Source organism: uncultured Maricaulis sp. (assembly GCF_963975345.1).
GTDB lineage: Bacteria > Pseudomonadota > Alphaproteobacteria > Caulobacterales > Maricaulaceae > Maricaulis.
In genome coordinates this window covers 77,331-103,775 of sequence record NZ_CAXBGE010000007.1, presented here as the reverse complement: position 1 = coordinate 103,775, position 26,445 = coordinate 77,331, and the positions used below count along the sequence as shown (strand labels likewise).

The following is a 26,445-nucleotide window of genomic DNA, read 5'->3' as shown; positions in this document are numbered from 1 at the left end:
TTCTAATCTGCGATCAGTCGCAAAGGGGAGCGAAATGACAGGCAAGGCTTTCGATATCGGGGAATGTATTTTCTTCTTTTTCAATCGCTTCGGCAAGAATCCACTCGGCGTAATCTGGATCGCCGTCTGCCAGGCGGTGGTCGTTATCGCGCTTAGCCTGCTCGCCTATATGCTGCTGGCACCGTTTTATGCCGGTGTGTTCGAACTGGCGATGCAGGAGGCCAATGGCAGCCTTGGCGAGCACGAGGCCGAACGGCAGATGCTGAGCCTGCTCGGACCGTTTATCGCCTCCATCCCCCTGATCACACTGGGCGGGATCCTGGCGGCGCTGATGTTCCAGGCCGCTTGGCTGCGCTTTTTGACCCGCGGTGAGATCGCGGCCGTCATCCCCTTCCGCCTCGGCGGTGACGAGCTGCGCCTGCTTGGGGTCAATCTTCTCTATATCGTGGTCGGCATCGCCGGCTATCTCGGCATCATGATGGCCGTTGGGGTGGTCACGCTTGTGGCGGCCGGCGTATTTGCCGGCACGGACGGGTCCCTGGCCGGTGGGCTGGCGACCGGGCTGATCGCCTTCATCGGCGTGCTGACGATCACTATCGTCGTCATCGTCTTCTGCATCCGGCTCGCTTCGGCGCCAGCGCTGACTTTCGTCGACCGCCGGGTTCGTTTCTTTGAGAGCTGGACCGCCAGCAAGGGCGTGTTCTGGAATCTGGCGCTGAGCTATCTCGTGGTGGCCGGTCTGATCTTGGTGCTCTCGATCATTCTGGGCGGCTTGATCCAGTTGATCTTCCTGGGCGCCTTGATGCCTCTGATCATGGATTTCATCCAGCTGGCCGAAGGCTCATCTGATGTCATGCCGCAGGATGTGATTGATCTGTTGCAGGGCGTTATGGGCAATCCCGCCGTCGTGACCGGTCTCGTGACGGGTCTTGTGTTGGCCTATGCGATGCAGATCGCCTTTGAAGCCATGTGGCACGGGGTCGGCGCCTATAATGCCGTGCGCTACCGCGCCGATGGCGCGCCGGAGGAGACCGACTCGCCGGTGCTCACGGCCGACCATCCCGCCGGGGCTTCGCCCAGCGAAGGCTGACGGCGCCTCGATGCAATGATCCAGAACGGCCTGCCGGCACACCGGCGGGCCGTTTTGCCATGGCTTGCGGCCCGAGCGCCCAGCGTACAGATTGCGGGCTGAATTGAGCTGACCTTTGTTTGAGTGGGTGCTTGGGGGATTATCATGACTGGACGGGAAATTTATGCGCCGCGCGAGGCGCGCCAACGCCGGACCTGGACGCTGGCAGCAATTGTGCTGATGGTCGTCTTCATGGCGGGCGGTCAGATTCTTGGCGTAATTCCGGGCGTTTTGCTCGGGCTGATCGACCCCGGAACCGGTGAGATTGGTTGGGTCGGCACGACCTATATCCTGATCGCCGCCTTCGGCGTTTCTGCCATTCTCGTGCTGCTCTGGTCGACATTCTTCGAACGCCGCGGTCCCGCTACGGTTGGCCTCAATGGCCGCTTTCCGGTTCGTTTCGTGCGGGGTTATGGTCTCGGCCTGGCCTTTCTCGCGGCCGTGGTGGGGATTATCTGGGCCGTTGGCGGTTATCAGATCGAGGCGAGCGGCAGCCTGGCCATCGCCAGCCTGATCCCGGTGGCCTGGCTGCTGGCCGGCTTCATCATTCAGGGCTCGACCGAAGAACTGCTTTTCCGCGGCTGGCTGATGGGCCTGATCGCGTCGCGCCATGGCATCTGGCTGGCGATCATCATCAATTCGGTCCTGTTCGGTCTGGTCCATGCCGGCAATATCGCCTGGTCGCAGGAGCTGATGTTCGGTCTCGCCAATATCGTGCTGGTCGGTGTGTTTCTCAGCCTGTATGCGGCCAAGGAAGGCTCGCTCTGGGGCGTATGCGGCTGGCATGCGGCCTGGAACTGGCTGCTGGCCTCCGGCTTCGGCCTGCCGGTGAGCGGTCAGGACGTGCTGGTGACACCCGTCATCATCGATCTCGCCGATACGCCCGACGCAGCCTGGTGGCTCACCGGTGGCGTGTTCGGACCGGAGGCGAGCGTGGTGACGAGTGTGGTCTTGTGCGCCGGCATCGTCGCCCTGTTGCTGCGGGGCAAATTTTCCAACTTTGGCGTTGCCGGATCGGCAGTGCCGCTGGCTGCCGAGGGCGAGGCCAAGCTCGCCACAGAGCCGAAACGGCCGTGATCGAGCGCTTCACGCTGGCGCTGCGCTCCCGCGTCGGCCCCGAGCCCGCGTTTATGCCACTGGAAGTCTTTGTGTTTTCGGCGCGCAAGCCGGGCTAGCCGGCGTCGGGGGCCAGCAGGGTGCTTTTTTCAGGTTGTATTTTCGAATTGTGCGTCCGTAATGGGCCATGCAATTTTGAAAATTGAACCTGGGGGGAATCATGACCGAACGCTTTCGTTTTTTTGACGCGTTGACTTATGGCATCCGCACGCTGTTCTGGCGGCCGGTGCGGGCGCTGGCCTTTATCGCGGCGCTTTCTGCGCTCTACGCCGCCTATTACCTGTGGGCCCAATCGGCTGCCGGCATCGGCTTCTTCGCCGGTTATATGCAATCGGCAACGCAGATGGCGCAGGGTGATTTCGGCAGCTTCGGTGGTTATTTTGCGGCTCTCATGGGCGTTTCGATGATTCTGAGCAGCGTGGTCATCGCTGGCGTGCACCGGGTCTATATCCGCGAGGCGCCGGCCATGCGCCTGCCACTGCAGCTCGGTTTCGACGAGTTGCGCACGCTGGGCGTCTACATCCTCATCGTGCTGATCGACACGGGGATCATGCTCCTGAGCCTGATCCCGGTGGCGTTCCTGCTCTTGCTATTGCGGTTTATCCCGGGGATAGGGGATTTCCTTGGTGCTGCGGGCGATCCGAATTCGCCGGCCGCCGCTGTAGGAATCATGATGATCATCATGATTCCACTGATGTTTTTCTATCTATACGTCATCGGTCGGCTTTCGGTCGGTCTTGCACTCACGATCCGCGACCGCAAATTCCGGCTCGGCGGCTGGAAGGCCTCGAAGGGCGCCGGCATGCAGCTGTTTTGGGCCCACCTGGTGCTCTATCTCGTGCTGATCGGCATCGTGATCGTACTCTCGCCCAACATGATGTCGGTCATGACGGCTTCGATGTCGGGGCCGGAGGCGATGCACGATCCCGCCGTAATGGCAGCTGTAGCCAATCCGTATGGCGCCCTCATCTGGCTGGCGATTCCGCTGCAGGCGCTGATGATTTTCCTGGTGTTCGGACCGTCGGCCGCCATCGCCAATTGGGACGCCCGCAAGCGCGCCGCGGCCGAAGCACCTGCGATCGGGGTGGCGCCTGGCGTCGGAACGGGCGAGGTGAACGCCTAAACCGCCGCCAGTTTCCGCCGCGCGGTTTCCTTCGCCAGCACCGGTGCCCGATAGCGTCCGGTCCAGCTGGTCTCGACTTTTGCGACGTCCTCCGGCCTGCCGATGGCGACGTTTTCGCCGTCGCCGTCCTCCGGGCCAAGGTCGATCTGCTAGTCGGCGGTTTTGATGACGTCGAGATGGTGCGTGAGGACTAATCGGCGCGGCTAGTTGCGTTCATCCACCAGTGCCGCATTCAATTGCAGCAATACATCCGGCGCTTCAAAGCCCTTGCCATTGCCCTGGACGGCGATCGCGCAGCCTGTCCGCGTATCGTAGACGACCGCGGAGCGATAGCCGGCGAAGTCGCCACCGTGGAAGAGGCGGAACGCGTTGTCCGGATAGAGGGTCACGAAGACGCCAAGACCATAATAGATCTGACGTTCGAGGTTGATCGGATTGGCGTCGGCCATCATCACCGCACGTTCGTCCGCCAATTGATCGCCACCCAGCGCCAGGTAGAACCGTGCCAGATCGGTGGGGTTGGACACAATGCCGCCGGCCGCCCATTCATAATCATAATTGCGGCTCAACCGGCCATCGCGGGCGGTGGGATTCAGTCCATGGAAGAGGCCGCGCCGATGGCCCGATGCCAGGTTCTGATAGTCCCGCCCGTCCAGCACTTGGGTATTTTCTAGACCAAGTGGCCCGATGATCCGCTCGCGAACCAGATCGCCATAGCGCTCACCGGTGACGCCTTCGAGGATGAGCCCGACGAGGATGTAGTGAGTGTCGGAATAGGCGTAGTGCTGGCCCGGCTCGCCTGATGGTGTATCGCCCGCGACATAATTGATGATCTCGTCGGGTGTGAACCCGCGTTCGCCGCGCCCCAGACCGGCAAAGTAGAACCCTGCGCTCTCGAGATAGTCGGGAATTCCGGCCGAGTGATTGAGCAATTGGCGCAGCGTGATGCGGTCTGCATTGCGCAGGCGGGCAAACCAGGGCCGGTCGGCGAGCCAGGTGGAGATCGGCGCATCCAGCTCGAGTTGTCCTTCAAGGGTCAGCTGCGCCGCAATGGTCGCGGCGAAGGTCTTGCCGATACTGCCCGCGAGAAAGCGTGTGTCCGGCGTCACGGCCGACCCATTGCGCTCCGCGACGCCCGCAACGGCCGTGTGGGGGTTTTCGACGGCTTGGACCAGGGCGATCGAGGCACCAGGGACGGCGTCGTCTGCGACGGCAGTCTCAACGACAGGCGTGAGGTTGGGGATGGAATTGTCCTGCAGGCCAAGGCTCGCGGTCAGCAGGGTCAGGGCGGAAAATATCGGATTGATCATGGCCAAACCATGCGGGGCTTGCCATCGCCGGACAAGGAATGCTTGCACCTGAGATCTAGAGTCAGCCCCCTAAACCGCCGCCATTTTCCGCCGCGCCGTCTCTTTCGCCAGCATTGGCGCCAGATAGCGCCCGGTCCAGCTGGCTTCGACTTTCGCGACGTCCTCCGGTGTGCCGATGGCGACAATTTCGCCGCCGCCATCGCCGCCTTCGGGGCCGAGATCGATCAGCCAGTCGGCGGTCTTGATGACGTCGAGATTATGCTCGATGACCACGACGGTATTGCCGGTCTCGACCAGTTCGTGCAGCACTTCCAATAGCTTGCGGATATCTTCGAAATGCAGGCCGGTGGTGGGCTCGTCGAGGATGTAGAGCGTTTTGCCGGTGGCGCGTTTGGCGAGTTCCTTGGAAAGTTTGACGCGCTGGGCTTCGCCGCCGGAGAGCTGGGTCGCCGGCTGGCCGATCTTGATATAGCCGAGCCCGACGCGCTTGAGCGTCTCCATCTTGTCGCGCACGGCGGGCACGGCCTTGAAGAAGTCGGCGCCTTCCTCGACCGTCATGTCGAGCACGTCGGCGATGGATTTGCCCTTGAACTTGACTTCGAGCGTTTCGCGATTGAAGCGGGCGCCGTGGCAGACATCGCAGGGCACATAGACATCGGGCAAAAAGTGCATCTCGATCTTAACCACGCCATCGCCCTGGCAGGCCTCACAACGCCCGCCCTTGACGTTGAAGGAGAAACGGCCGGGCTTGTAGCCACGGGTTTTCGAGTCCGGGAGCTGGGCGAACCATTCGCGGATCGGGGTGAAGGCGCCGGTATAGGTGGCCGGATTGGAGCGCGGCGTGCGTCCGATCGGCGATTGGTCGATATCGATGATCTTGTCGAGCTGATCCAGCCCCTCAACGCGCTCATGCGGGCCCGGTACGGTCTGGGCCTTGTTGAGCTTGCGGGCGGCGGCCTTGTAGAGGGTTTCAATCGTCAGGGTCGACTTGCCGCCGCCGGAGACACCGGTGACGCAAGTCATGACGCCAAGCGGGAAATCGGCCGAGATGTTCTTGAGATTATTGCCCGTCGCATCAACGACTCGCACGACGCGTTTCTTGTTGATCTTGCGCCGCTTGACCGGGATCTCGATCCGCCGTGTGCCGCGTAAATACTGGCCGGTCAGGCTCGCCTCGCTGGCGAGAATATCGGCGGGCAGGCCTTCGGCGATGATTTCGCCGCCATGAACGCCGGCAGCGGGGCCAAGGTCAACGACATGATCGGCCGTCAGGATGGCCTCCTCGTCATGCTCGACAATGATCACCGTATTGCCCAGATCACGCAGCCCGCGCAGGCTTTCCAGCAGGCGTGAATTGTCGCGCTGGTGCAGGCCGATGGAGGGCTCGTCGAGGACATACAGCACGCCGGTCAGCCCCGAGCCGATCTGGCTGGCCAGGCGGATGCGCTGGCTCTCGCCGCCCGACAAGGTGCCCGAGGCGCGATCCAGGGTGAGATAGTCCAGCCCGACATCGACGAGGAATTTCAGCCGCTCGCGGATTTCCTTCAGGATGCGTTCGGCGATCTGCTGGTCCTTCGGCGACATGCCCGCCTCGAGCGTGCCAAACCAGTCGCGCGCCACCTGGATCGGCATGGTGCCGGCTTGGGCGATGTCATGGTCGGCGATCTTGACGCACAGAGCTTCCGGCTTGAGCCGGCGGCCATGGCAGGTCTCGCAGGGCTGGGACGACTGGAAGCGGCCCAAATCTTCGCGCACCCAGCTTGAATCGGTCTCACGCCAGCGTCGTTCCAGATTGGGGATGACGCCTTCGAACGGCTTCTTGGTCTCGAACTTCCGCAGGCCGTCCTCATAGACGAAAGTGATGTCGTCCTTGGTGCCGTAGAGGATGACCTTGCGGAAATCCTCCGGCAATTCGCGCCATGGCTTGAACATATCGCCGCCGAAATGCGTCGCCAGCGCCTGCAGCGTCTGCTGGTAGAGCTTGGATGTGGCGCGGCTCCAGGGCGCGATGGCGCCATTGGTCAGGGATTTGTCGCGATCGGGGGCGACGAGGTCCTCGTCGAATTTGAGCGACTGGCCGAGCCCGTCACAGGCCGGGCAGGCACCGAAGGGATTGTTGAACGAAAAGAGGCGCGGTTCGATCTCGGCAATGGTGAAGCCGGAGACCGGGCAGGCGAATTTCTGCGAGAAGATCAGCCGCTCGGCCGGGCTGTCATCGTCGCTCTTGTCGGCAAATTCGGCGACCGCCAGACCATCGGCCAGCCGCAGCGCGGTTTCCAGACTGTCGGCGAGGCGGTCTTCCAGGCCCGGCTTGATCACCAGCCGGTCAACCACGACATCGATATCGTGCTTGAATTTCTTGTCGAGAACGGGCGCTTCCTCGAGCGTGTAGAATTCGCCATTCACCTTGACGCGCTGGAAGCCAGCCTTCAGCCACTCAGCGAATTCCTTGCGGTATTCGCCCTTGCGGCCGCGCACCACGGGCGCCAGCAGATAGAGCCGCGCGCCGTCATCCAGCGCCATCAGCTTGTCGACCATCTGGCTGACAGTCTGGGAGCGGATCGGCAGGCCGGTCGCCGGCGAATAGGGCACACCGACGCGGGCCCATAACAGGCGCATGTAATCATAGATTTCGGTGACGGTGCCGACCGTGGAGCGCGGATTTTTCGAGGTCGTCTTCTGCTCAATCGAAATCGCCGGCGACAGGCCCTCGATCGAATCCATGTCCGGCTTCGACATCAATTCGAGAAATTGACGCGCATAGGCCGACAGGCTCTCGACATAGCGCCGCTGCCCCTCGGCATAAATCGTGTCAAACGCCAGCGAGGACTTGCCCGAGCCCGAAAGGCCGGTGAACACGATCAGCTTGTCGCGCGGCAGATCCACAGAGACATTCTTGAGATTATGTTCGCGCGCACCGCGCACGCGGATGGTGTCGAGGGCCATGAAATGTCTTTCGTCTGCCGAGTCGCGGGCGGGATTTCTGCTGAACATTTAGAGAACAAGCGGTGGCTCGTCCAGCCGCGAGATGCGGGTCTGCTGACACCATGTAGGCAGGAAGTCGGTGTCGGCAAGCATGAGGCCTGTGTTCCATCCACAGCTCGCCGCGCGCCTCACTGGACTCTGCTGCAACACTCCGTTCAAATCCCCCCGACTCGCGGGCACAATTGACCCGTGGAACATAATGTGAACAAATTGGCTCGGCGCACAAGCCGTGCAACACAAAAACATGGAGAATGGGCGATGGCGGGATCTGTGAACAAGGTCATTCTGGTGGGCAATCTGGGCAAGGATCCGGAGACCCGGCGTCTGCCGAATGGCGATCCGGTGTGCAATCTGCGGATCGCGACCTCGGAAAGCTGGCGCGACAAGACCTCCGGCGAGCGCCGCGAGAAGACCGAATGGCATAGCGTCGTCATCTTCAACGACCAGCTCGCCAAGGTCGCCGAGAATTATCTGAAGAAGGGCGCCAAGGTTTATATCGAGGGCGCGCTGCAGACCCGCAAATGGACCGACCAGAACGGCGTCGACAAATACAATACCGAGATCGTGCTGCAGAAATACCGCGGCGAATTGCAAATGCTCGACAGCAAGGGCGAGGGCGGTTCCTATGGCGGCGGTGGCGGCAGCTTCGACTCCAGCGAGCGTACGCCGCAGCGCTCGGTCGATGCGCCGAAGGAAGATTTCCGCAGCGCCGATATGGATGATGAAATTCCGTTCTGATCGGTACGGGACGCGGCCGGGGGGCGAGGAGTCGATGATGCGTAATTCAATAATGGTCCTGGCTTGGCTCATGCTGGCGACACCAGCTTGGGCGCAGGGCGAAGACGCCAATATGCGTCATCCCGCGATCATGACGGTTCCGGACGAAGGCACCGAGTCCCAATTTGTTGTTGGCGACGCGGCATGGGGCGATGTGCTGGTGACCTTGGCGACATTGCACGGCGCCGATGCGGACCGGGGCTCGGCCATCGCCGATCAATTATGGCAGCGGCGCGACATCAATCCGCCGATTTTCCTGTTCGAGGTCGCGCGCCTGACAGTGGAGACAGATCCCGACCGTGCCCTGCAAGCCTATTTCCTCGGACGCGCCCGGACGATTTACGACGCCTCGCGTTGCATCGATTCGACCGCACTGGCTGTTGTCACCGCCTCCTCTCAACAGGCCGGGCCTGCGGTGACGGCATTGATGAATTCGGATACGGCGCGGATGGAAGCTGCGTTGCGCGGCGTGATCGAATCCGGTGAGGTCTTTACCGGCCAAGCTTCGCCCTGGTGGGCATGCTCCTATGGCAATTCCGCCTATTATGCGGCTATCAACAATGCCGATATGCCCGGTGCCGAATGGCTCAAGGTCGAGGGCGTCTGGCCCGCCCTGCGAACTGCGATCACCCATAATATGAGCGATAATCTCGCTCGGGTCCGCGAAGGCCAACTCGCGCAGGAACAGTGAGCGTCGTGGCAGGCGCGGCCCCAGGCCGCGGCTGATCCGGCGCTGAGGGGGAGTGGGCGGTCATGCATATCCTTATCGCTGGCGCCTCGGGTTTTATCGGCTCGCATCTGGCGGCCCATCTGCACAGTCAGGACCATTCCATCACTGCCGCCGGTCGCGGCATCGATCAGGCCCGCCGCTTGGCTCCCGACATCAACTGGATCGCCTGTGATTTTCGCCACGACAGCGCCGCCGACTGGCTCCCGCGTCTGACCGGCATTGATGCGGTGATCAATTGCGTTGGCGTGCTGCAGGACGGGCTCGGCGATAATAGCCGCGCCGCCCATGTCGATGGCGCCGCTGCTCTGTTTGCCGCCTGCGAGCAAGCCGGGGTGAGACGGGTGATCCATATTTCGGCGGTCGGGGCCGATAAGGCCTCCGGCTCGGCCTATGCCCGTGACAAGCAGGATGGCGAGGCGGCACTGAAGGCGCTTGATCTCGACTGGGTTATCCTGCGCCCGTCGCTGGTGGTCGCGCGCAATGTCTATGGCGGCACGGCGCTGGTCCGGGCGCTGTGCGGCATTCCCTTCGTCACGCCGCTGGTTGGCGGCAGCCAGATCTTCCGTCCGATTGGCGTCGAGGATTTGAGCGCGGCAGTCAGCGATCTGCTGCAGACGGACGCGCCGTCTCAGGTCAGCTGGGATGTCGGCGGACCGCAACGCGTTTCGATGGATGAATTGGTGCGCAGCTACCGCCGGTGGCTCGGCTTTGGCGACACGCGGATCTGGCACCTCCCGCGCTGGCTGGCCGCCCTGGCCTTTGGTTTCGGCGATGCACTGGGCTGGATCGGCGTACGCACCTCGATGCGGACGACGGCGCTGAAACAGCTCGATTTCGATGTCGAGGGCGATCCATCCGCCTGGCTCGCCGCGACGGGCGCAACACCGCGCGGCTTTGATGACTATCTCGCCAGCGCCCCGGCCGGGCTGCAGGATCGCTGGCACGCGAGGCTCGGCTTTGCCCGACCCGTCGCGCGCTGGGTTTTGGGCCTCTACTGGCTGGCGACAGGGATTCTCTCGCTGACGATTGCCCGCGGCGATGCCTATTCGGTGCTGCAGGCGGCTGGTTATGAGCCGGCGATGCAGACCTTTTTGCTCTGGTTCGGCTCGGCCTTTGATCTCGCCCTCGGTCTGGCGATGCTGGCCAAGTGGCGGGTGCGCTGGGTCGCCGCGATCATGATCGCTGGCACTTTCGCCTATATCGCGACGCTCAGTATGACCCTGCCCGGCCTGTGGGCCGATGCGCTGGGCCCGATCCTGAAAGTTTTTCCGATGATGGCGCTGGCCCTGATGATCGCCGCGACCGAGGATGAACGCTGATGACGGTCTATCTCATCCTCAAAACCCTGCACATCCTGTCAGCCGGTGTCTTGTTCGGCTCTGGCGCGGCGATTGCCTTCTTCATGCTGATGGCCTGGCGTTCCGGCGATGCGCCCGGCTTCGCGCTCGCGTCCAAACATGTCGTGCTTGCCGACTGGATCTTCACCACCACCGCTGTCATCGCCCAGCCGCTGACGGGCATCGCATTGGCGCAACTGGCCGGCTGGCCACTGACCGCACCCTGGCTCTTGATGAGCTATGGGCTCTACATCTTCATCGGCATTTGCTGGTTGCCTGTGGTCTGGATCCAGTTGCGGGTCCGGCGCCTGATGGGCGAGGCGGTCACGGCGGGAGAGCCAGTTCCCGACCGCGTCCATCGCCTGATGCGGATCTGGTTTGCGCTCGGTTGGCCGGCCTTCGCCGCTCTGATTGCGATCTTCGTGCTGATGGTGTCCCGGCCGCAACTCTGACGACCACGAGCTCCCTGCGCCAGCGCGGTGAGCGATTTCACGCTGATTTCGCTCACCATGCTGCGCGCGTCTGGCTACGCGCGTCTGACTCGGCCTATTTCGGTGAACCATTGCGGCGGCGTTCGAAGGCATCGTAATCGAAATCGCCGTTATCGCGTGCGCTCCAGCCGGTGGTGGGCATGTCGAAACATGTGCCGATGAGCGCGTCCCAGGAGGAGGGCAGGCCGGAATCGACGATCTGAAACTCTACCCGGCCCCAATGATGGGTCGAATTGCCCTCGGCATCGAGGATGGCAACGTCACAGACCGGCGTCGTGGACGGGCCGTCATCGGCTTCCACCCAGTAACCGGTATAGCTGCCGCGATGGTCAAAATTGCCCACCAGACCGCGCACGAAGGTGCGACGTTCCGCGCCGCTCCCCCGCGTGAAATTCATGAGTACGACCGCGTCGCCAGCGTCGACATCATAAATGACCGGGCCAAGATTGGACGTCCAGGCGGCGTCGCCAAAGGCAGGCGCTGCGGTCAGGGCAAGGGCCGCGAGGGCGGAGCAGAGTTTTACGCGCATGGTTTTGAATCCCGATGACTAAACAGGCCGGGATTGTGGTGGGTTTTTGGTTCGCGCGCTAGGGCGTAGTGATCACCGCGCAGGCGATGCGCGCACCGGCGCCGCCGATCGGCTGGCTGGTCTGGTCATCGCTGCCGGCATGGATCACCAGCGCTGAACCGTCTTCGTCGAGCAAAGCGGGCAGGCCGTCAGAGCCGTTCAGGCTGACGCGTGTGGTGTAGACTTCGGCCCGGATCGAGCCATTGGCATCGACCCAGAGATTGGGCAGATCGGCATTGTCGGGACCATCCGGATTGAGCAGGCCGTGCTGGCGCGCCGAGGGGTTGATATGGCCGGCCGAGGAGGTGAAATCCTCAGATGAGCAATCACCGACACTGTGCAGATGGGCGCCATGCCATTGATTGCGCGCTGCGTCCGGCAGGCCATCAACTGCGATCCGGATGACAACACCGTCAGGGCCCTGGCGCAGATTGACCGTGCCCGCCGGGGTGCGGTCGCGCATGATCACTTCACCGCTGGTCGTGGTGACCGTAGCTGGCGGTACGGGATCAGTGTCCTGGGCGCAGGCAGCGACGGGCAGCAAAAGCAGGACGGCGGTAAGGGGCAGGATGCGGGACAACATGGCGAACTCCAATTGGTTTCAGATCCTGTTTACGCCGCCAGCCGGGCGAGGGCCAGCCGGTTGCGTCAATTTGCGGCGGGACAGCGCCCGTCCGTGATGCGTTCCACCACTCGCGGATCACCGTCGGTTGTCGCCGGTTCGAGGCCAAGCGCACAGGCGATCATCAGATAGACATCGACATTCTCGAACGCCTCCGGCCGTGTGCCCTCAGGGAAGATCGGGCCGGCACCGATGAAGGTCGCACCCATGCTCTCATCGCGATTGTCATAGCCGTGCGTGCCATGCATGCCCGCTGGCCACGGTCCGGACAGATCGGCGGTGCTCAGCGTCAGCAGCCAGCCTGGGTCGGCCAGCACGAACAGGTCGGGGCCGCGATCGGGATGATCGAAATGCCATTCATCCGGCATCGCGCCGCGGCGATAGACGGAGATATGTTCATTGGTGCCGTCCAGTGCCGCATAGACGCGATCTACCGCTTCCGCTTCGCCATAGCCCATCACGAAGGGGTCGAGCCCGGCGCCGTAGCGGCCGGAAAACTCCGGGATGAACAGCCCGTCCAGATCGGTCAGCGTGTCGAGGGCGATGGAGCGGTCGATCGAGACCGGCACCATGCCGTGATCGGAGACGATGATGATATTGGTCCGGTCAATCAGGCCGCGTGCCCGCATTCCCTCAACCAGCTGCCCGACCAGGGCGTCGACGACGGCAACCGCCTCGCCTTCTTCCGGCGTGAACGGGCCGGCGGCATGGGTGATGGTATCGACATGGTCGAAATAGACAGCAGCCAGACGGGGCTGTTCAGCCGGCGGCAGGTCGAACCAGGACAGGACTTCATCGACACGGTCCTGGTAGGGCATTTCATGCACGTAAGGGTGCCAGACGGAGGGGCGGACCCCGTCATGGGCGACTTCCGAGCCGAGCCAGAACATGATGTCCGCGCGCACGCCCTGTTTTTCTCCGGTGGTCCAGATCGGCTCGCCGCCCCACCAGCGTGGATCCTGCGCACTGCCATCACGGGCAGAGAAGACTTCGTCAAAGCTGCGGTCATAGGGCGCATTGGTGATCATGCCGTGATGTTCCGGGTAGAGCCCGGTCGCCAGCGAGTAGAAATTGACGAAGGTTTTGGAGGGCATCACCGGGATCATGTGATCCGGGCGCACGCCGCGCGCGGCCAAGGCGCGCAGATTGGGCGCATCCCAGCGATCAATCGCATCATAGCGCAGCCCGTCGAGACCGATCATCAACACGATGGGCTCCTCGCTCGCTGCGGGCGGCGCTGTCGTGTGGGCGCAGCCGGCAAGCTGAACACTCAGCGCCAGAAGCGCGAACCGGGCGAGGCTTCCAAGGTGCAGGCGTGAAGTTTTCATCATGATCATCCCCCATTGCCATCGCCGGCACTGTGCCGACGAAGCCATTCAAGGTGCAGGTTTCGCCACGGGGGCGGCTTTGGCAAGTGGGTCTTCACCGAACGGATTCGGGACGGTTTCCCGCCAACGTTTCCAGCGCTCGCAACCACGCGCTCCAACCGCCCTGCGCATTTGCCCATCGGGGCTGCAATTGTTAAGTGTTGGTGACAGGAAAGCCGCCTGATTCACGCACCGATTCTGTGTGCCGGATACAGGGCGGCATTTTGCTTTGCGCGGTGGGGTTTTCAGCCCCGCCAGCGCCGCGAATGAGAGAGGACCGCCTTGAGCGATCACGATGACGTTCTGACCCCGCCGCCGGCTCTGCCGGAAGGCGTTGGCAATATTTCAATCGAAGACGAGATGCGCACCTCCTATCTCGATTACGCGATGAGCGTGATCGTGAGCCGCGCCATTCCGGATTCGCGTGACGGTCTCAAGCCGGTGCACCGCCGTATTCTCTGGGCGATGCATGTAAATGGCTACACGCCCGACAAGCCCTACCGAAAATCGGCGCGGGTCGTCGGTGATGTGATCGGTAAATACCACCCGCATGGCGATCAGGCCGTTTATGACTCGCTGGTCCGCATGGCCCAGCCCTGGTCGTTGCGTCTGCCGCTGCTCGACGGGCAGGGCAATTTCGGCTCGGTCGATGGCGATCCACCCGCCGCGATGCGTTATACCGAAGTGCGTATGGACAAGCCGGCCAGCGCCCTGCTGGCTGATATCGACAAATCCACCGTCGATTTCCGCGAAAACTATGACGGCCAGGAACACGAGCCCGTCGTTCTGCCGGCGCGCTTCCCCAATCTTTTGGTCAATGGTGCCGGCGGTATCGCCGTCGGTATGGCGACCAATATCCCGCCGCACAATCTGGTCGAAGTGATCAATGGCACGCTGGCCCTGCTCGACAATCCACTGCTGGGCGAAGACGAGCTGCTGGAGCACATTCCGGGTCCGGATTTCCCGACCGGCGCCCAGATCCTCGGCCGCTCCGGCGCCCGCAGTGCGGTGGCGACAGGTCGCGGTTCGATCATCATGCGCTCGCTGGCGACGGTTGAAGAAGTGCGCAAGGATCGCATGGCGATCATCGTGCATGAAATCCCCTTCCAGGTGAACAAGGCGACGATGATCGAGAAGATCGCCGACCTTGTGCGTGAGAAGAAAATCGAAGGCATTGCCGATCTGCGTGACGAATCCGATCGTACCGGCATGCGTGTCGTGATCGAGCTCAAGCGCGATGCCAATGCCGATGTCATCCTCAACCAGCTCTATCGCTGGTCACCGATGCAGACGAGCTTTGGCGCCAATATGCTCTCGCTGGTGCGCGGTCGTCCGCAATTGCTGGGCGTGATGGATATCCTCAAGGAATTCCTGCGCTTCCGCGAAGAAGTCGTGGCGCGTCGTGCCAAGCACGATCTCGCCAAGGCGCGCGACCGGGCTCACGTCATTGTCGGCCTTGCGCTGGCCGTGGCCAATATTGACGAAGTCATCGCCCTGATCCGCGCCGCGCCAAATCCGGCCGCTGCGCGTGAAGGCCTGATGGCGCGCGCTTGGCCGGCGCATGATGTCGCGCCGCTGGTCAGCCTCGTCGCCGATCCGCGTTCGGTGCTGCAGGAAGACGGCACGCTGAAACTGACCGAGGAACAGGCCCGCGCCATCCTCGAACTGCGCCTCAACCGCCTGACCGGTTTGGGCCGAGACGAGCTTGGCAATGAAGCCGGCACGCTGGCCGAACAGATCGCCGATCTGCTCGACATCCTGCGTTCGCGTGAGCGTGTGCTGGAGATTATCCGCAGCGAGCTGGTCGAAGTGCGTGAGAATTTCGGTACGCCGCGCCGCTCCATCTTCATCGATGGCGAGTTTGACTTCGAAGACGAAGACCTCATCCCGCGCGAAGAAATGGTCGTCACCGTCACCCATGGCGGCTATGCCAAACGCACCGCGCTGTCCGACTACCGGGCTCAGCGCCGCGGCGGCAAGGGCCGCTCCGGCATGGCGACCAAGGACGAGGATTTCATCACGACTCTGTTCGTGACCTCGACGCACGCACCGCTGCTGTTCTTCTCCAATCGCGGCATGGTCTACAAGACCAAGGCTTGGCGCCTGCCGCTCGGCGCGCCGAATACGCGTGGCAAGGCGATGATCAATCTTCTGCCGCTCGATCAGGGTGAAACCATCACCTCGATCATGGCGCTGCCGGAAGACGAGGATAGCTGGAGCGAACTGAATGTTATGTTCGCCACCGGGCGCGGCACGGTTCGCCGTAACCGCCTGTCCGACTTCGTGCAGGTCAATCGCAACGGCAAGATCGCGATGAAGCTGGAAGAGGATGACAGCATTGTCGCCGTGCGCCTGTGTACCGAGGCCAATGATGTCTTCCTGGTCTCCAATCGTGGCCGCGCCATTCGCTTCCCGGTCGATGATGTCCGCATCTTCGCCGGCCGCTCTTCGGTTGGTGTGCGCGGCATTCGCCTGGCCAAGGGTGACAGCCTGATCTCGATGGCGATCCTGCGCCATGTCGATATCACCTCGCCGGAAGCGCGCGCCTATATCAAACACGCCACCGCCATGCGTCTCGCGCTCGGCGATGAGGGTGAAGATCAAACTGTCACCGATGCCGGTGATGGTGACGGCGATGATGACGGCGAGATTGCTGCTCTGACGCCGGAACGCATTTCCGAATTGGGCGCCGCCGAGGAATTCCTCCTCACCGTTGGCGTCGATGGCATGGGCAAGCGCTCGAGCGCCTATGATTACCGCGTCATGGGGCGCGGCAATCAGGGCGTTGCCGCGACCGATATCAAGCGCGGCGTCGAATTGGCGGCCAGCTTTGCCGTCGAAGACAGCGACCAGATCATGGCCGTCACCGATGGCGGGCAATTGATCCGCTTCCCGGTCGACACCGTGCGTATTGCCGGGCGATCAACGCGCGGCGTGCGTCTGATCCGCCTCAATGATAAAGAGAATGTCGTCGCCGTTGTCCGCATTCAGGATGCCGGTGAGGATGAGGGCGATGAGCAGGACGGGGCCGAAGATCTGGCTCCGGACGCTGATGGCGGCGCAGCGATTTCGGATGAGAGCGGATCGGGTGACGGAGCAGAGGTCTGAGCATGGCCCATCGCACAGCGTTGTATCCGGGAACGTTTGATCCGCTCACCAATGGCCATCTCGATATTATCGGGCGGGCGGTGAAGCTGGTCGATCATCTGATCATCGGCGTCGCGATCAATGCCTCCAAACAACCCCTGTTCACGCTCGATGAGCGCGTCGAAATGGTGAAGTCGCAAGCGGCTCAATTCGCTGATGATACGGTGATTGAGGTCCTGCCTTTCAAGGGCCTGTTGATGCATTTCGCCGAGCAGGTCGGGGCACAGTCGATCGTGCGCGGCCTGCGTGCGGTGTCCGATTTCGAATATGAATTTCAGATGGTGGCGATGAATCAGCAGCTCAATGATGATATTGAGACTGTCTTCCTGATGGCGGATCCGCGTCACCAGGCCATTTCATCGCGCCTGGTGAAGGAAATTGCTTCGCTGGGCGGAGAAGTCTCGGCTTTCGTTCCGCCCGTGATCGAAACCCGTTTGAAGGAGCGTCTCGCGTGATCAAACAAGTCTCACTCTCCCTGGCCCTGGCCTTGGGTCTGGCTACCGCCGCCTGCGCGCGCGAAGCCGCTGATGCCAGCCAGACCACCGGCGCGGTGAGCGCGATCCAGGTCGCCGAAACGGCTGCTGCAACCGCGAGCACAGCCTACCCATTCCCCGACGATGCCTGGCGCGATCTCGATCCGGAAAATACCCTCTATATCGAAACGCCGCATGGCCGCATCATCGTCGAGCTGGCGCCGGAATTCGCGCCCAATCATGTCGAGCGCATGAAGATTCTGGCGCGGGCGCATTTCTATGATTTCCTCGTCTGGCACCGCGTTCTCGATGGCTTTATGGCCCAGGGCGGCGGCGCGCGCGGCAATCCCAACCACCGTACCGATTTGCCGCCCCTGAATTCCGAATTCACCGTTCGGCGCGGCGCCGAATTGCCGATCAGCGAATTGCAGAACCGGGTGATCAATCCGTCGAACATGGCGCAATCGGCGAAGGCCGGCTTTTGGCACGGCTTTCCGGCCGGCACCCAGACCCTGGCCGCTGCAGCCCTGACCGCCGATGGCCGGGTCGATAGCTGGCTCTTGCATTGCACCGGCGCTGCTGCCGCAGCGCGCACCAATGATCCGAACAGCGCACTAAGCCAGTTCTACATCACGCGCGGCAATGCCGAACACCTCAACGCGGCCTATACGAGTTGGGGCCGTGTTCGCGCTGGTCAGGATGCTGTCAATGCGCTGCGGGTCGGCACGCTGGGGCAGGATCCCGGTTTCGTGCCCGACACGATCGATTCGATGCGCGTCGCTGCCGATCTGCCCGAGGCCGAACGCACCCATGTCCAGGTGGTCGATACTGAATCGCCTGCTTTCACCGCCTATCTCAATTCGCTTCGCGACGCGTCCGGCGCTTTGCCGGATGTCTGCGAAATTCCCGTGCCGACAAGAATTCTGGAGTAAATTCAATGGCTGAAGAACAACTCGTATTCACCCTGGAAACGGGTGATGTGACGATCAAACTGCGTCCCGATCTGGCGCCGAAACACGTCGCCCGCATCACCGAACTGGTGAAAGAAGGCTATTATGATGGCCTCAATTTTCACCGCGTGATCGACGGCTTCGTCGCCCAAGGCGGTTGCCCCAATGGCAATGGCATGGGTGGATCGGGCACCAAGATCCCGGCCGAATTTTCTGCCGAGAAACACGTGCGCGGCACCATGTCGATGGCCCGCTCATCCGACCCGAATAGCGGCGACAGCCAGTTCTTCATCTGCCTGGATGCCGTGCCCTATCTCGACAACCAGTACACGGTCTGGGGCGAAGTGATCTCCGGCATGGAACACGTCGACAAAATCCCCAAGGGCGAGCCACCGGCAAAGCCCGGCAAGATCGTCAAGGCGAGCATTGTTGAGGTTTAGGCCCCGGCGTATGTGCTGAAATGGAGAGCCGCGATGCCGTTGGGCGTCGCGGCTTTTTGTTGGCTGGGGGAAGTTGAGTTGAGCTCGCTCGATCCGGGAGTAAATGGGTGCCCGCCGTTGTCTATCGTGGACGCACCGTCGCGCTGATGTCATCGGTCCACGCAATAAACTGGTCAATTCGGTTGAAGTTTAGGACGAAATCGAGAAGTCTCGCGCACGTGGAGGTTGGCAATGGCAAGTGCTTCGCATCGCTTCAGGGAGTTCGTAGCGTCCTATCCGGCCGCCGAGCCAACTATGCCCGTTATGCACACCTGCATCGGGCGACGATTTTTGGGCATTCTTGATACGGGTGAAATCCAGGTTGGCGATTTTGATGATAATATAAAGGCGTCGGCCTCATTCCATTTTTATGGAAAGCCAAGTTATCGTCCGTCCGGTGTGCAGGGTTATAGCGGTGCGATACGTTCAGCCCTCTTTTGTTTTGTTCTGGATTATAAAAGGCTCCCCCCCCCTTGTTTCGCATTTCCGTTCGATTCGGGTGGATATGAAAAAATCTATGGTGAGGCTGTGGGAGCGTTCCCATTGGAAGATTTTGCATTCAAGTCAATGCATCGTGTTCCCGGTCAGCTCGTTTCCGCGTTTTTTGGAAGCAATAAGGCCTATTATTCCATGAAGTTACGTGACAATGTAGAAAATGAAATAGCTACTTTGGACTTTCACAGTCAAGGGTTTGTCGACATTTGCAAAACTCAGATTTCAGTGAATTACGATCAAAGGTCTGCGACTATCGAGTTGTGTTACCAGTACCCAATTAAGATAGACTCTGATAACTTGTTAGCGTTGGTTGCTCCCGATACGGCATGTCAAGACGGCGAAGTAAAGTCTTTCGCGAAGAAGCATAATGCGGAGTTGATTCCGTATGAATTAGACTTGGACAGCATAGATGCACGGCAAAGGCAAATTCGAGATGCTGTTCACATTTGGATGGAAAGCAAAATGTTGTTTGTCCCATGATAATGGAAAGTTATCGTTGCAAAGGTGCAATACATGCGGCCGCGATTGGGGATGCGTTTGCAATTCCTATCTTCTTTAATGAAGAAGGGGATCCATCAGCAAACTTCGTGCAAAAAAGTGAATCAGATACCATATTGAATTTTGAAGAGATATTTGTCTACCCGGATGATTTTGTTATTGGGACTAATGATCAGAGGGTATTATATATAGGCGATCGACCCGTCTCAGCATTTTACTCCAAATCAAATGGCTTGATAATTGGAAATAAGTTTCAGTTAGAGCGATTTTTAGAAGCAGTATTGCCCGAATATCCAGCGGCGTCCGCAGTGGCGAGGGATATAAGAAAGTATATTGGCAAAGAGAGCGTAGTTTCAGAATCTGAAATGAGGTCGGGCGGCGATGAGCTTGAGGTTATTCAAGCAGATTATGAGTTTGAAGATGTCATCACACCTGATATTAATGTTGCAACAGGATTGCCCGTCAATGAAGTCATTCAAGGTGACTGCATTGAAATTATGCGAACGTTTCCGGATAATAGCGTCGACCTCGTCGTAGCAGATCCACCTTGCGGCACTTTCGCGGGTGAGGCCGATGTCGGCCGGTCATGGGACGGCGGCGACGGTGTTGAGTCTTATGATCTATTCTCGGCGAATTGGTTGGCACAAGCCCGCCGAGTACTGAAGCCGAGCGGCGCATTGTGGGTGATTGGCAGCTACGAAAATATCTTTCGAATTGGCGCTCTCGTTCAAGCGGCGGGCTTTTGGATTATGAACGATGTAATCTGGCGCAAGTCTAATCCATTGCCGAATTTCAAGGGTACAGGCTTTACAGTCGCGCACGCGACTTTGATCTGGGCGGCGAAGAGCAAGGATGCTAAACCAACTTTCAATTATGCTGCGATGAAGGCCCTCAATGATGGCGTGCAGATGCGCTCCGATTGGACCTTACCAGTTTGCTCTAGAAATGAGCTCATTAAAGACAAAGAGGGCAATGGCGTTCATCCGGCACAGAAGCCGGAGGCGCTTTTGCATCGAATTCTCCTTTCGACTTCAAATCCCGGAGAGGTTGTGCTTGATCCATTTTTTGGGACCGGTACGTCCGGGGCAGCAGCTAGGAGATTGGGGCGACACTTCATTGGTATCGAAGTCGATCCTAATTACGTGAGGGTTGCCAGAAACCGAGTGTCGGCCGTAAGAGCACACTCTGTCGAGGCGCTTCAAGTTTCTCAGCCAAGCCGCATGCGTTTGCGCATTATTTTTGGCGATCTTGTTGAAAGAGGTCTGGTGCGCCCCGGCGATACGCTCTGGAGTGCGGATGGCCGGTTTTCCGCGGTTGTCTTGGCGGACGGGACAGTCGTAGCGGACGGAACCTCTGGCTCCATCCACCAAGTCGGTGCAAAGCTTCAGGGGGCGTCCTCCTGCAATGGTTGGCTATTTTGGCATCTGGAGTCGGGTAAGGGAACGCTACCTATCGCGGCGCTACGGGATCAGATTCGAGATGACCTCTCTGGGACCGACTAATCCGAACCTTTTTGAAGGTGCACTGAATAGTTGGTGACATAAAAATAAATGGTGACAGGCACCTATTTCAACAGACCAAGGACCCATAAACTCAGTGAAAACGCGCCCACCCCGGGCAGAGCCATCCCTGAAACCCTTGCCAAGCAGGTCGCCAGACTGGACTTGTCTCGTCAAGGGCGCCGAAGGCGCCGCTTCGCGGTTTCACCCTTGACGAGACAAGTCCTGTCTGGCCGGATCCCGGCATGGTTTTCAAGGCGGGGTTTGGCCCTGCGCAGGGCCTACTCACTTTAAATCATTACAGTTTGTCATCCCTGACGGATGCCCGGACGCGTCAGTGATCCGGGCGTAGATCAGGGACCCAGACGCCCGACGTCTGGTTGCGTGCGTGATTGCTCGAACCCATCAAGTTGGTGTCGCGATGGAGGTTCTGGGTCCCTGATCTGCGCCCCGCGTCCGCGGGGCATCCGTCAGGGATGACATCGGTTTGAGTATTCGGGGGGATCAAGCCACCCTCCCGCGCGCCCCGATCACGATTTTACTTGCCTGAATCGCGCATCCGGCGAGGCTGTTACTCATGAGCTGGATTGAGATGATCGGGGCGGACAAGGCGGCAGGCCGTCTGAAAGCCCTTTATGACCGTATCGCCGGGCCCAAGGGCCAGGTTGATCATGTATTGGCCATTCACGGGCTGCGGCCGCACACGCTGGAGGGCCATATGGCGCTCTACAAGGCGGTGCTGCATCACGGTGCCAACCGGCTCGACACGGCCTATCTGGAAACCATCGGCGTCTATGTCAGTCTGCTCAATGGCTGCGGCTACTGTCTGGAACATCATTTCGCCGGGCTCAAGCGTTTGCTCGGCGATGATGCGCGCGCGTCGGAGATCCGCAGCGCGCTGGAGAGCGATAATCTCGGCTCGGCCTTCGTGCGCCGGGAGGCAGCTGGTCTGGTCTATGCCCGCAAGCTGACGCGCAATCCGGCCGGCATGGAGAAGACCGATATCGCCGGCCTGCGCGAGGCCGGTTTCGACGATGGTGAGATTCTTGAGATCAATCAGGTCGCGGCCTATTTCGCCTATGCCAATCGCACCGTGCTCGGGCTCGGTGTCAGCCTGGTCGGCGAGGAGCTTGGCCTGTCACCGGGCGATAGCAGCGATCCGGACAACTGGTCTCACGGCTGAGCGGCGGGCGCGGCGCGCAGGCGCAGGGTCGCCAGCAGAGGCCGGTGATCGGAGCCGGTATTGGGTCCGGCCTCAATCGAGACCGTTTGCCAGGCCGTGCCGGCAAAGATGTGATCAATCCCCAGCATCATCGGTGCGAAGGGCGGCGTGCCCCAGTCGGCTTGCTCGAAGCGGCCTTCGGACGGGAAGGTGGCGATACCAATCGAGCGCCGCTCGAGGCCAAGATCGCGGTCGAGCCGGGAGAGGGCATAGGCCGGTGCGGCGGCGTTGAAATCACCCATCACGACGAGCCGGTCCTGTGGCCATCGTGCCAGACCGCGCGACAGGCCGCGGCGCTGACAGTCCTGGGTCGCGTCGGGGAAGGGCCAGGTCAGATGCACCGTCACGAACACCGCTTCACCGCCATCGGGCATCTGGATCCGGGCCCAGACGGCAGGCGGAATCTCCCAGTCGCAGGCGATGGTCGCGGCGGCACGGATCGCGGGTGGAACTGCGACGCAACCGGAAGCCAAAATGGGCAGATTGCTCAATAGCCGGTTGGATCTGCAATGCGCCGCGAAGGCGTATTGCGCTTCCAGCGCATCGGCGGCGTCGCGTGCCTTTCCGAAGGCCTCCTGCAGCGCCAGGATATCGGGCGCACGTGGCGGCAGCAGCGTTGCCGCTGCCATCGGCGAGGCATTGCGGCCCCACATGTTATGGGTACCGATCCGTAGATCAATCTCGCCGGGGCCCGCTGCGCTTTGGGTTGCCGGATTGAGCGTGGCTGACACGGCGCGCCAGCTTTCGTCAACGCCCGGTGCGATGATGACGAGCGTGGCGGCAAGGCCGATCCAGCGCGCCTGCCGATGGCGATTACCGAGCAAGGACAGCGCCGCGAGCACTGAGAGGCCGACCAGGATCGGCCAGATCTCGCGCAAGGCATCAAAGCCGCGCCATAGCGGGGCGAGGGTGATCACGAGGGCGAGGCCGATCAACAGGGCAAGGACAAGCAGGGCAGAGATTGTATGGCGCAAGGCGGCGATCCGGTTTGGCGTTCACCCCCTCTACTACACCGCAAAGATTGCGAAGCGGTGAGTCCGAAGCTAGACCCCTGCGGATGCGCGTAGATGATTTCGATTTCAACCTGCCCGAGGCCAGTATTGCCTTGCGCCCGGCGCGGCCCCGCGATGCGGCAAGGCTGCTGCATGTCGATACCTCCGGCGGTCTGGCCGACAGGCAGGTGCTCGATCTGCCGGACCTGTTGCGGGCCGGTGATTTGCTGGTGTTCAATGATACCCGCGTTATCCCCGCCGCGCTGACCGGCACGCGCGCCGCGCGCGAACTGGGCGGCGGCGGCGCGGTGCAGTGCGAGATCAATCTGCACAAGCGCACCGGACCGGATCGCTGGCGCGCCTTCGTGCGCCCGGCCAAGCGGCTCAGGATTGGCGACAGGATCGAATTCGAGGGATTTTCCGCCGAAGTGATCGAAAGGGCCGAGGGCGGCGATACGCTTTTGGCGTTCGATCTGTCCGGCGCTTTGCTCGATGAGGCGATTGCCACGACCGGTGTGCCGCCTTTGCCGCCCTATATTGCTCGCAAGCGAAGTGTCGATGCGGCGGATGTCGAGGATTATCAAACTTTATTCGCACGCGAAGATGGCAGCGTCGCCGCCCCGACTGCCGGTCTGCATTTCACCGAGCGTCTGTTCGCCGCGTTGGCGGATCGCGGTGTCGAGCGCTGCGATGTCACCCTGCATGTCGGCGCCGGCACCTTTCTGCCGGTAAAGGTCGAAGATACAGCAGACCACCACATGCATGGCGAGTGGTGTACGGTCAGCGAGCAGGCCGCTAACGCCATCAATTCGGCAAGGTTACAGGGCCGCCGCGTCATCGCCGTCGGCACCACTGCGCTGCGCACTTTGGAGAGCCTGGCACCGGAGATTGGCCGTATCGAATCCGGCAGCCGCGACACCGAGATTTTCATCACGCCCGGCTATGATTTCCGCATCACCGACGCGCTTCTGACCAATTTTCACCTGCCACGCTCGACGCTTTTCATGCTGGTCAGCGCCTTGGCGGGCCTCGAAACCATGCAGCGCGCCTATGCCCATGCCATTGAAAACGGCTACCGATTCTATTCCTACGGGGATACCAGCCTGTTGGAGCGCGCGCGATGAGCGTCTTTACCTTTGATATCCACGCCAGAGACGGGGCGGCCCGAACCGGTGTCCTGAAAACCCCACGCGGCGATATCCGCACCCCGGCCTTCATGCCGGTCGGCACGGCGGGCACCGTCAAGGCGCTCTATATGGATCAGGTCAAGGGGACAGGGGCCGACATCATTCTGGGCAATACCTATCACCTCATGCTCCGTCCCGGCGCCGAACGGGTCAAACGTTTGGGAGGGCTGCACAAATTCTCGGCCTGGCAAGGCCCGATCCTGACCGATAGTGGCGGTTTCCAGGTCTGGTCACTGTCCAAACTGCGCAAGATGAACGAGCAGGGCGTCACGTTTCAAAGCCATATCGATGGCTCGAAACATCACCTAACCCCCGAACGTTCCATCGAAATCCAGGCCGACCTGCTCGGTGCCGACATCTCGATGCAGCTCGATGAATGCACCGCCTTCGGCTGCACCCCCGCCGAAGCGAAGGCCTCGCTGGAACTTTCCCTGCGTTGGGGCCAACGCTCCAAAGACGCCTTCGGAACCCGCGACGACCAGGTCTTGTTCGGCATTGTCCAAGGCTCGGTATTCGAGGATTTGCGGCGTCAATCCGCTGAAGGATTGAAGGAAATCGGCTTTGACGGCTATGCCATTGGCGGCCTCGCGGTCGGCGAGGGCTTCGAGCAGATGTGCGATGTGCTCGATTTCACCACGCCGCATCTACCCGTGGAACGTCCGCGCTATCTGATGGGGGTCGGCAAGCCGATCGATCTGGTCGAGGCCGTCGCGCGCGGTGTGGACATGTTCGATTGCGTCCTGCCCACCCGCTCCGGACGCCATGGACAAGCCTGGTCGGATTATGGCCCGATCAATATCAAGCGCGCCGAATTCATCGAGGATGACACGCCCCTGGCGCCGGAAATCGATTGCCCCGCCAGCCGCGACTATTCCAAGGCCTATCTCAATCACCTTTTCAAATCAGGCGAATACCTTTCGGCCATGCTGATGTCCTGGCATAATATCGCCTATTTCGAACACCTGATGGCCCGCATCCGGGCTGCGATTGCAGCGGGTGAATACGAGGCGTTTCGGCGCGAGTTTCGGGCGAAATGGGATCAGGGCGTGGCCGAGGCGGCGGCGCGCAGCGAGTGATCCAGGTGCCGGTCATCCGCGCGCGCTTACTCCGCCGTTTCCACCAGCCCATAAGCCTCAAACGCGCGGCGCATCTGCACCGCCGGGCAACCGAAACCGTCATAAATCCCACGCAGATAAGCGCGGCGGCGTTGGGCCATTTCGCGGCGTTCGCGGGCATCGGTCTCGATGCGGCCAGCGCCGCCGATGAAGCGGATCACGGGGCGCACCGGGTTGAGGCCGACAATGGTGGAATGATACAGGCCACGGGCGCCTTGCGAGGCCATTTCCGGGGTCTGCAGGGCGAATTCGGCGCTCTGGTCAAACCAGCTACGGCCTTCGCGCTCGCGCTCGGCCTGGTCCGTCTCGCGGCTGGCCTCCTCGACATCCGCTCCCAGCACGACTGTCAGGCGCGCAATGTCGCGGGCTACCGTTGAGCAACGCCGCGGCGAGCCTTCGCCGCCATAGGGTGTCGGCACGGTGTCATCGCCTTCATCGACCATGATCGGTCCGGGCCGCTCGCGCGGCAGGCCGACAGCGTCCTGCACGGCACTGTCCGTTTCCTCGCGGGCGAAGCCGCCGGCTTCTTCGCGGGTGGTTGAGCAGGCGCTGAGCGCTAACGCCGCCAGTGCGCCTGCAAACAGGGAAATCTTCGAGCTCATGAAGGTGATATTACCGCCAATTATGGCAAAATCGCATCGCAATTGCTGAAATCCATAGGCAAGGCGCGATTGACCCACCGGAATCGCCGCTATAGGTAGGGCGCTCCTCGCACGGGGAGCCTGTAGCTCAGCTGGTAGAGCAACTGACTTTTAATCAGTAGGTCCCGGGTTCGAGCCCCGGCGGGCTCACCATTCCTGTTTCTTTTATGCCATTCGCGCCGTTCGGCTGAT

Annotated in this window: 23 protein-coding genes and 1 tRNA gene; 17 read left to right on the top strand and 7 right to left on the bottom strand. The window is 61.2% G+C overall.

Annotation, left to right across the window (positions count from 1 at the left end):
* Positions 1-34 precede the first annotated feature (34 nt).
* The 3 genes from AAC029_RS09250 to AAC029_RS09240 all read left to right on the top strand — a co-directional run bounded on the left by AAC029_RS09250 (position 35) and on the right by AAC029_RS09240 (position 3,368).
* Complete coding sequence (locus tag AAC029_RS09250) at positions 35-1,090, top strand: hypothetical protein (RefSeq protein WP_339746694.1); 1,056 nt, start codon at positions 35-37, stop codon at positions 1,088-1,090.
* A gap of 144 nt (positions 1,091-1,234) precedes the next feature.
* Positions 1,235-2,206, top strand: coding sequence for a type II CAAX endopeptidase family protein (locus AAC029_RS09245; protein WP_339746691.1), 972 nt, complete (start codon positions 1,235-1,237; stop codon positions 2,204-2,206).
* A gap of 199 nt (positions 2,207-2,405) precedes the next feature.
* Positions 2,406-3,368: a hypothetical protein gene (locus tag AAC029_RS09240; RefSeq protein WP_339746688.1), complete on the top strand. Its 963-nt coding sequence runs from the start codon at positions 2,406-2,408 to the stop codon at positions 3,366-3,368.
* Positions 3,369-3,571: 203 nt separating this feature from the next.
* Here the strand turns inward: AAC029_RS09240 and AAC029_RS09235 are convergent, their stop codons facing one another.
* Both AAC029_RS09235 and uvrA read right to left on the bottom strand, forming a co-directional pair.
* Positions 3,572-4,678 carry a serine hydrolase domain-containing protein gene (locus AAC029_RS09235; RefSeq protein ID WP_339746685.1) on the bottom strand — a complete coding sequence of 369 codons (1,107 nt, stop codon included), beginning with the start codon at positions 4,676-4,678 and terminating at the stop codon, positions 3,572-3,574.
* A 69-nt stretch (positions 4,679-4,747) separates the two neighbouring features.
* Positions 4,748-7,624: an excinuclease ABC subunit UvrA gene (uvrA, locus tag AAC029_RS09230; protein WP_339746682.1), complete on the bottom strand. Its 2,877-nt coding sequence runs from the start codon at positions 7,622-7,624 to the stop codon at positions 4,748-4,750.
* 297 nt (positions 7,625-7,921) lie between these two features.
* On the opposite strand from uvrA, the gene ssb reads away from it, so the two are divergent.
* The 4 genes from ssb to AAC029_RS09210 all read left to right on the top strand — a co-directional run bounded on the left by ssb (position 7,922) and on the right by AAC029_RS09210 (position 10,959).
* The gene (gene ssb, locus AAC029_RS09225) at positions 7,922-8,401 is read left to right on the top strand and encodes a single-stranded DNA-binding protein (protein ID WP_339746679.1); all 480 of its coding nucleotides are present in this window, start codon (positions 7,922-7,924) and stop codon (positions 8,399-8,401) included.
* A gap of 37 nt (positions 8,402-8,438) precedes the next feature.
* On the top strand, positions 8,439-9,131 hold the full coding sequence (locus AAC029_RS09220; RefSeq protein WP_339746676.1) for a hypothetical protein: 693 nt from the start codon (positions 8,439-8,441) through the stop codon (positions 9,129-9,131).
* Positions 9,132-9,193: 62 nt separating this feature from the next.
* Positions 9,194-10,489 (top strand): NAD(P)H-binding protein, encoded by a 1,296-nt coding sequence (locus AAC029_RS09215; RefSeq protein WP_339746673.1) that lies wholly within the window; start codon positions 9,194-9,196, stop codon positions 10,487-10,489.
* On the top strand, positions 10,489-10,959 hold the full coding sequence (locus tag AAC029_RS09210) for a DUF2269 domain-containing protein (protein WP_339746670.1): 471 nt from the start codon (positions 10,489-10,491) through the stop codon (positions 10,957-10,959). Before AAC029_RS09215 ends, AAC029_RS09210 begins: the two co-directional genes overlap by 1 nt.
* Positions 10,960-11,053: 94 nt before the next feature.
* Here the strand turns inward: AAC029_RS09210 and AAC029_RS09205 are convergent, their stop codons facing one another.
* The 3 genes from AAC029_RS09205 to AAC029_RS09195 all read right to left on the bottom strand — a co-directional run bounded on the left by AAC029_RS09205 (position 11,054) and on the right by AAC029_RS09195 (position 13,519).
* Positions 11,054-11,527, bottom strand: a complete 474-nt coding sequence (locus AAC029_RS09205; RefSeq protein ID WP_339746667.1) for a hypothetical protein — start codon at positions 11,525-11,527, stop codon at positions 11,054-11,056.
* A 58-nt stretch (positions 11,528-11,585) separates the two neighbouring features.
* The gene (locus tag AAC029_RS09200) at positions 11,586-12,149 is read right to left on the bottom strand and encodes a superoxide dismutase family protein (RefSeq protein WP_339746664.1); all 564 of its coding nucleotides are present in this window, start codon (positions 12,147-12,149) and stop codon (positions 11,586-11,588) included.
* Positions 12,150-12,214: 65 nt separating this feature from the next.
* The gene (locus tag AAC029_RS09195) at positions 12,215-13,519 is read right to left on the bottom strand and encodes a nucleotide pyrophosphatase/phosphodiesterase family protein (RefSeq protein WP_339746662.1); all 1,305 of its coding nucleotides are present in this window, start codon (positions 13,517-13,519) and stop codon (positions 12,215-12,217) included.
* A gap of 318 nt (positions 13,520-13,837) precedes the next feature.
* On the opposite strand from AAC029_RS09195, the gene gyrA reads away from it, so the two are divergent.
* The 7 genes from gyrA to AAC029_RS09160 all read left to right on the top strand — a co-directional run bounded on the left by gyrA (position 13,838) and on the right by AAC029_RS09160 (position 22,279).
* Positions 13,838-16,663: a DNA gyrase subunit A gene (gene gyrA / locus AAC029_RS09190; protein ID WP_339746659.1), complete on the top strand. Its 2,826-nt coding sequence runs from the start codon at positions 13,838-13,840 to the stop codon at positions 16,661-16,663.
* A gap of 2 nt (positions 16,664-16,665) precedes the next feature.
* Entirely contained in the window at positions 16,666-17,157 is a 492-nt protein-coding gene (coaD, locus tag AAC029_RS09185) for a pantetheine-phosphate adenylyltransferase (protein ID WP_339746655.1), read from the top strand.
* Positions 17,154-18,107: a peptidylprolyl isomerase gene (locus AAC029_RS09180; protein ID WP_339746652.1), complete on the top strand. Its 954-nt coding sequence runs from the start codon at positions 17,154-17,156 to the stop codon at positions 18,105-18,107. The genes coaD and AAC029_RS09180 overlap by 4 nt, the downstream gene beginning before the upstream one ends.
* A gap of 5 nt (positions 18,108-18,112) precedes the next feature.
* A complete protein-coding gene (locus AAC029_RS09175; protein ID WP_339746649.1) occupies positions 18,113-18,565 on the top strand; it encodes a peptidylprolyl isomerase in 453 nt (150 codons plus the stop codon).
* A 231-nt stretch (positions 18,566-18,796) separates the two neighbouring features.
* Entirely contained in the window at positions 18,797-19,579 is a 783-nt protein-coding gene (locus tag AAC029_RS09170) for a hypothetical protein (protein WP_339746646.1), read from the top strand.
* A gap of 2 nt (positions 19,580-19,581) precedes the next feature.
* Positions 19,582-21,099: a site-specific DNA-methyltransferase gene (locus AAC029_RS09165; protein ID WP_339746643.1), complete on the top strand. Its 1,518-nt coding sequence runs from the start codon at positions 19,582-19,584 to the stop codon at positions 21,097-21,099.
* 574 nt (positions 21,100-21,673) lie between these two features.
* Positions 21,674-22,279 (top strand): peroxidase-related enzyme, encoded by a 606-nt coding sequence (locus tag AAC029_RS09160; protein ID WP_339746640.1) that lies wholly within the window; start codon positions 21,674-21,676, stop codon positions 22,277-22,279.
* On the opposite strand, the gene AAC029_RS09155 is transcribed toward AAC029_RS09160, so the two are convergent.
* Complete coding sequence (locus tag AAC029_RS09155; RefSeq protein WP_339746637.1) at positions 22,270-23,292, bottom strand: endonuclease/exonuclease/phosphatase family protein; 1,023 nt, start codon at positions 23,290-23,292, stop codon at positions 22,270-22,272. The genes AAC029_RS09160 and AAC029_RS09155 overlap by 10 nt on opposite strands.
* A gap of 83 nt (positions 23,293-23,375) precedes the next feature.
* Here AAC029_RS09155 and queA point away from each other — a divergent pair, with 83 nt between their 5' ends.
* Together queA and tgt are read left to right on the top strand one after the other, a co-directional pair.
* Positions 23,376-24,434 carry a tRNA preQ1(34) S-adenosylmethionine ribosyltransferase-isomerase QueA gene (queA, locus tag AAC029_RS09150; protein ID WP_339746634.1) on the top strand — a complete coding sequence of 353 codons (1,059 nt, stop codon included), beginning with the start codon at positions 23,376-23,378 and terminating at the stop codon, positions 24,432-24,434.
* Entirely contained in the window at positions 24,431-25,573 is a 1,143-nt protein-coding gene (tgt, locus tag AAC029_RS09145; RefSeq protein ID WP_339746631.1) for a tRNA guanosine(34) transglycosylase Tgt, read from the top strand. The genes queA and tgt overlap by 4 nt, the downstream gene beginning before the upstream one ends.
* Before the next feature lie 26 nt (positions 25,574-25,599).
* Here the strand turns inward: tgt and AAC029_RS09140 are convergent, their stop codons facing one another.
* Entirely contained in the window at positions 25,600-26,214 is a 615-nt protein-coding gene (locus AAC029_RS09140) for a hypothetical protein (RefSeq protein WP_339746628.1), read from the bottom strand.
* Positions 26,215-26,330: 116 nt separating this feature from the next.
* Here AAC029_RS09140 and AAC029_RS09135 point away from each other — a divergent pair.
* Positions 26,331-26,406: transfer RNA gene (locus AAC029_RS09135), tRNA-Lys, on the top strand.
* Positions 26,407-26,445 lie beyond the last annotated feature (39 nt).

Excerpts from the sequence above, each read along its gene's own strand:
- AAC029_RS09240 (WP_339746688.1), top strand. The coding sequence starts at position 2,406 with ATGACCGAACGCTTTCGTTTTTTTGACGCGTTGACTTATGGCATCCGC.
- AAC029_RS09205 (WP_339746667.1), bottom strand. The coding sequence starts at position 11,527 with ATGCGCGTAAAACTCTGCTCCGCCCTCGCGGCCCTTGCCCTGACCGCA.
- AAC029_RS09140 (WP_339746628.1), bottom strand. The coding sequence starts at position 26,214 with ATGAGCTCGAAGATTTCCCTGTTTGCAGGCGCACTGGCGGCGTTAGCG.
- tgt (WP_339746631.1), top strand. The coding sequence starts at position 24,431 with ATGAGCGTCTTTACCTTTGATATCCACGCCAGAGACGGGGCGGCCCGA.
- AAC029_RS09210 (WP_339746670.1), top strand. The coding sequence starts at position 10,489 with ATGACGGTCTATCTCATCCTCAAAACCCTGCACATCCTGTCAGCCGGT.
- ssb (WP_339746679.1), top strand. The coding sequence starts at position 7,922 with ATGGCGGGATCTGTGAACAAGGTCATTCTGGTGGGCAATCTGGGCAAG.
- AAC029_RS09200 (WP_339746664.1), bottom strand. The coding sequence starts at position 12,149 with ATGTTGTCCCGCATCCTGCCCCTTACCGCCGTCCTGCTTTTGCTGCCC.
- AAC029_RS09195 (WP_339746662.1), bottom strand. The coding sequence starts at position 13,519 with ATGATGAAAACTTCACGCCTGCACCTTGGAAGCCTCGCCCGGTTCGCG.
- AAC029_RS09220 (WP_339746676.1), top strand. The coding sequence starts at position 8,439 with ATGCGTAATTCAATAATGGTCCTGGCTTGGCTCATGCTGGCGACACCA.
- AAC029_RS09175 (WP_339746649.1), top strand. The coding sequence starts at position 18,113 with ATGGCTGAAGAACAACTCGTATTCACCCTGGAAACGGGTGATGTGACG.
- AAC029_RS09160 (WP_339746640.1), top strand. The coding sequence starts at position 21,674 with ATGAGCTGGATTGAGATGATCGGGGCGGACAAGGCGGCAGGCCGTCTG.
- AAC029_RS09235 (WP_339746685.1), bottom strand. The coding sequence starts at position 4,678 with ATGATCAATCCGATATTTTCCGCCCTGACCCTGCTGACCGCGAGCCTT.
- AAC029_RS09170 (WP_339746646.1), top strand. The coding sequence starts at position 18,797 with ATGGCAAGTGCTTCGCATCGCTTCAGGGAGTTCGTAGCGTCCTATCCG.
- AAC029_RS09215 (WP_339746673.1), top strand. The coding sequence starts at position 9,194 with ATGCATATCCTTATCGCTGGCGCCTCGGGTTTTATCGGCTCGCATCTG.
- AAC029_RS09250 (WP_339746694.1), top strand. The coding sequence starts at position 35 with ATGACAGGCAAGGCTTTCGATATCGGGGAATGTATTTTCTTCTTTTTC.
- queA (WP_339746634.1), top strand. The coding sequence starts at position 23,376 with ATGCGCGTAGATGATTTCGATTTCAACCTGCCCGAGGCCAGTATTGCC.
- AAC029_RS09245 (WP_339746691.1), top strand. The coding sequence starts at position 1,235 with ATGACTGGACGGGAAATTTATGCGCCGCGCGAGGCGCGCCAACGCCGG.
- coaD (WP_339746655.1), top strand. The coding sequence starts at position 16,666 with ATGGCCCATCGCACAGCGTTGTATCCGGGAACGTTTGATCCGCTCACC.
- AAC029_RS09165 (WP_339746643.1), top strand. The coding sequence starts at position 19,582 with ATGGAAAGTTATCGTTGCAAAGGTGCAATACATGCGGCCGCGATTGGG.
- uvrA (WP_339746682.1), bottom strand. The coding sequence starts at position 7,624 with ATGGCCCTCGACACCATCCGCGTGCGCGGTGCGCGCGAACATAATCTC.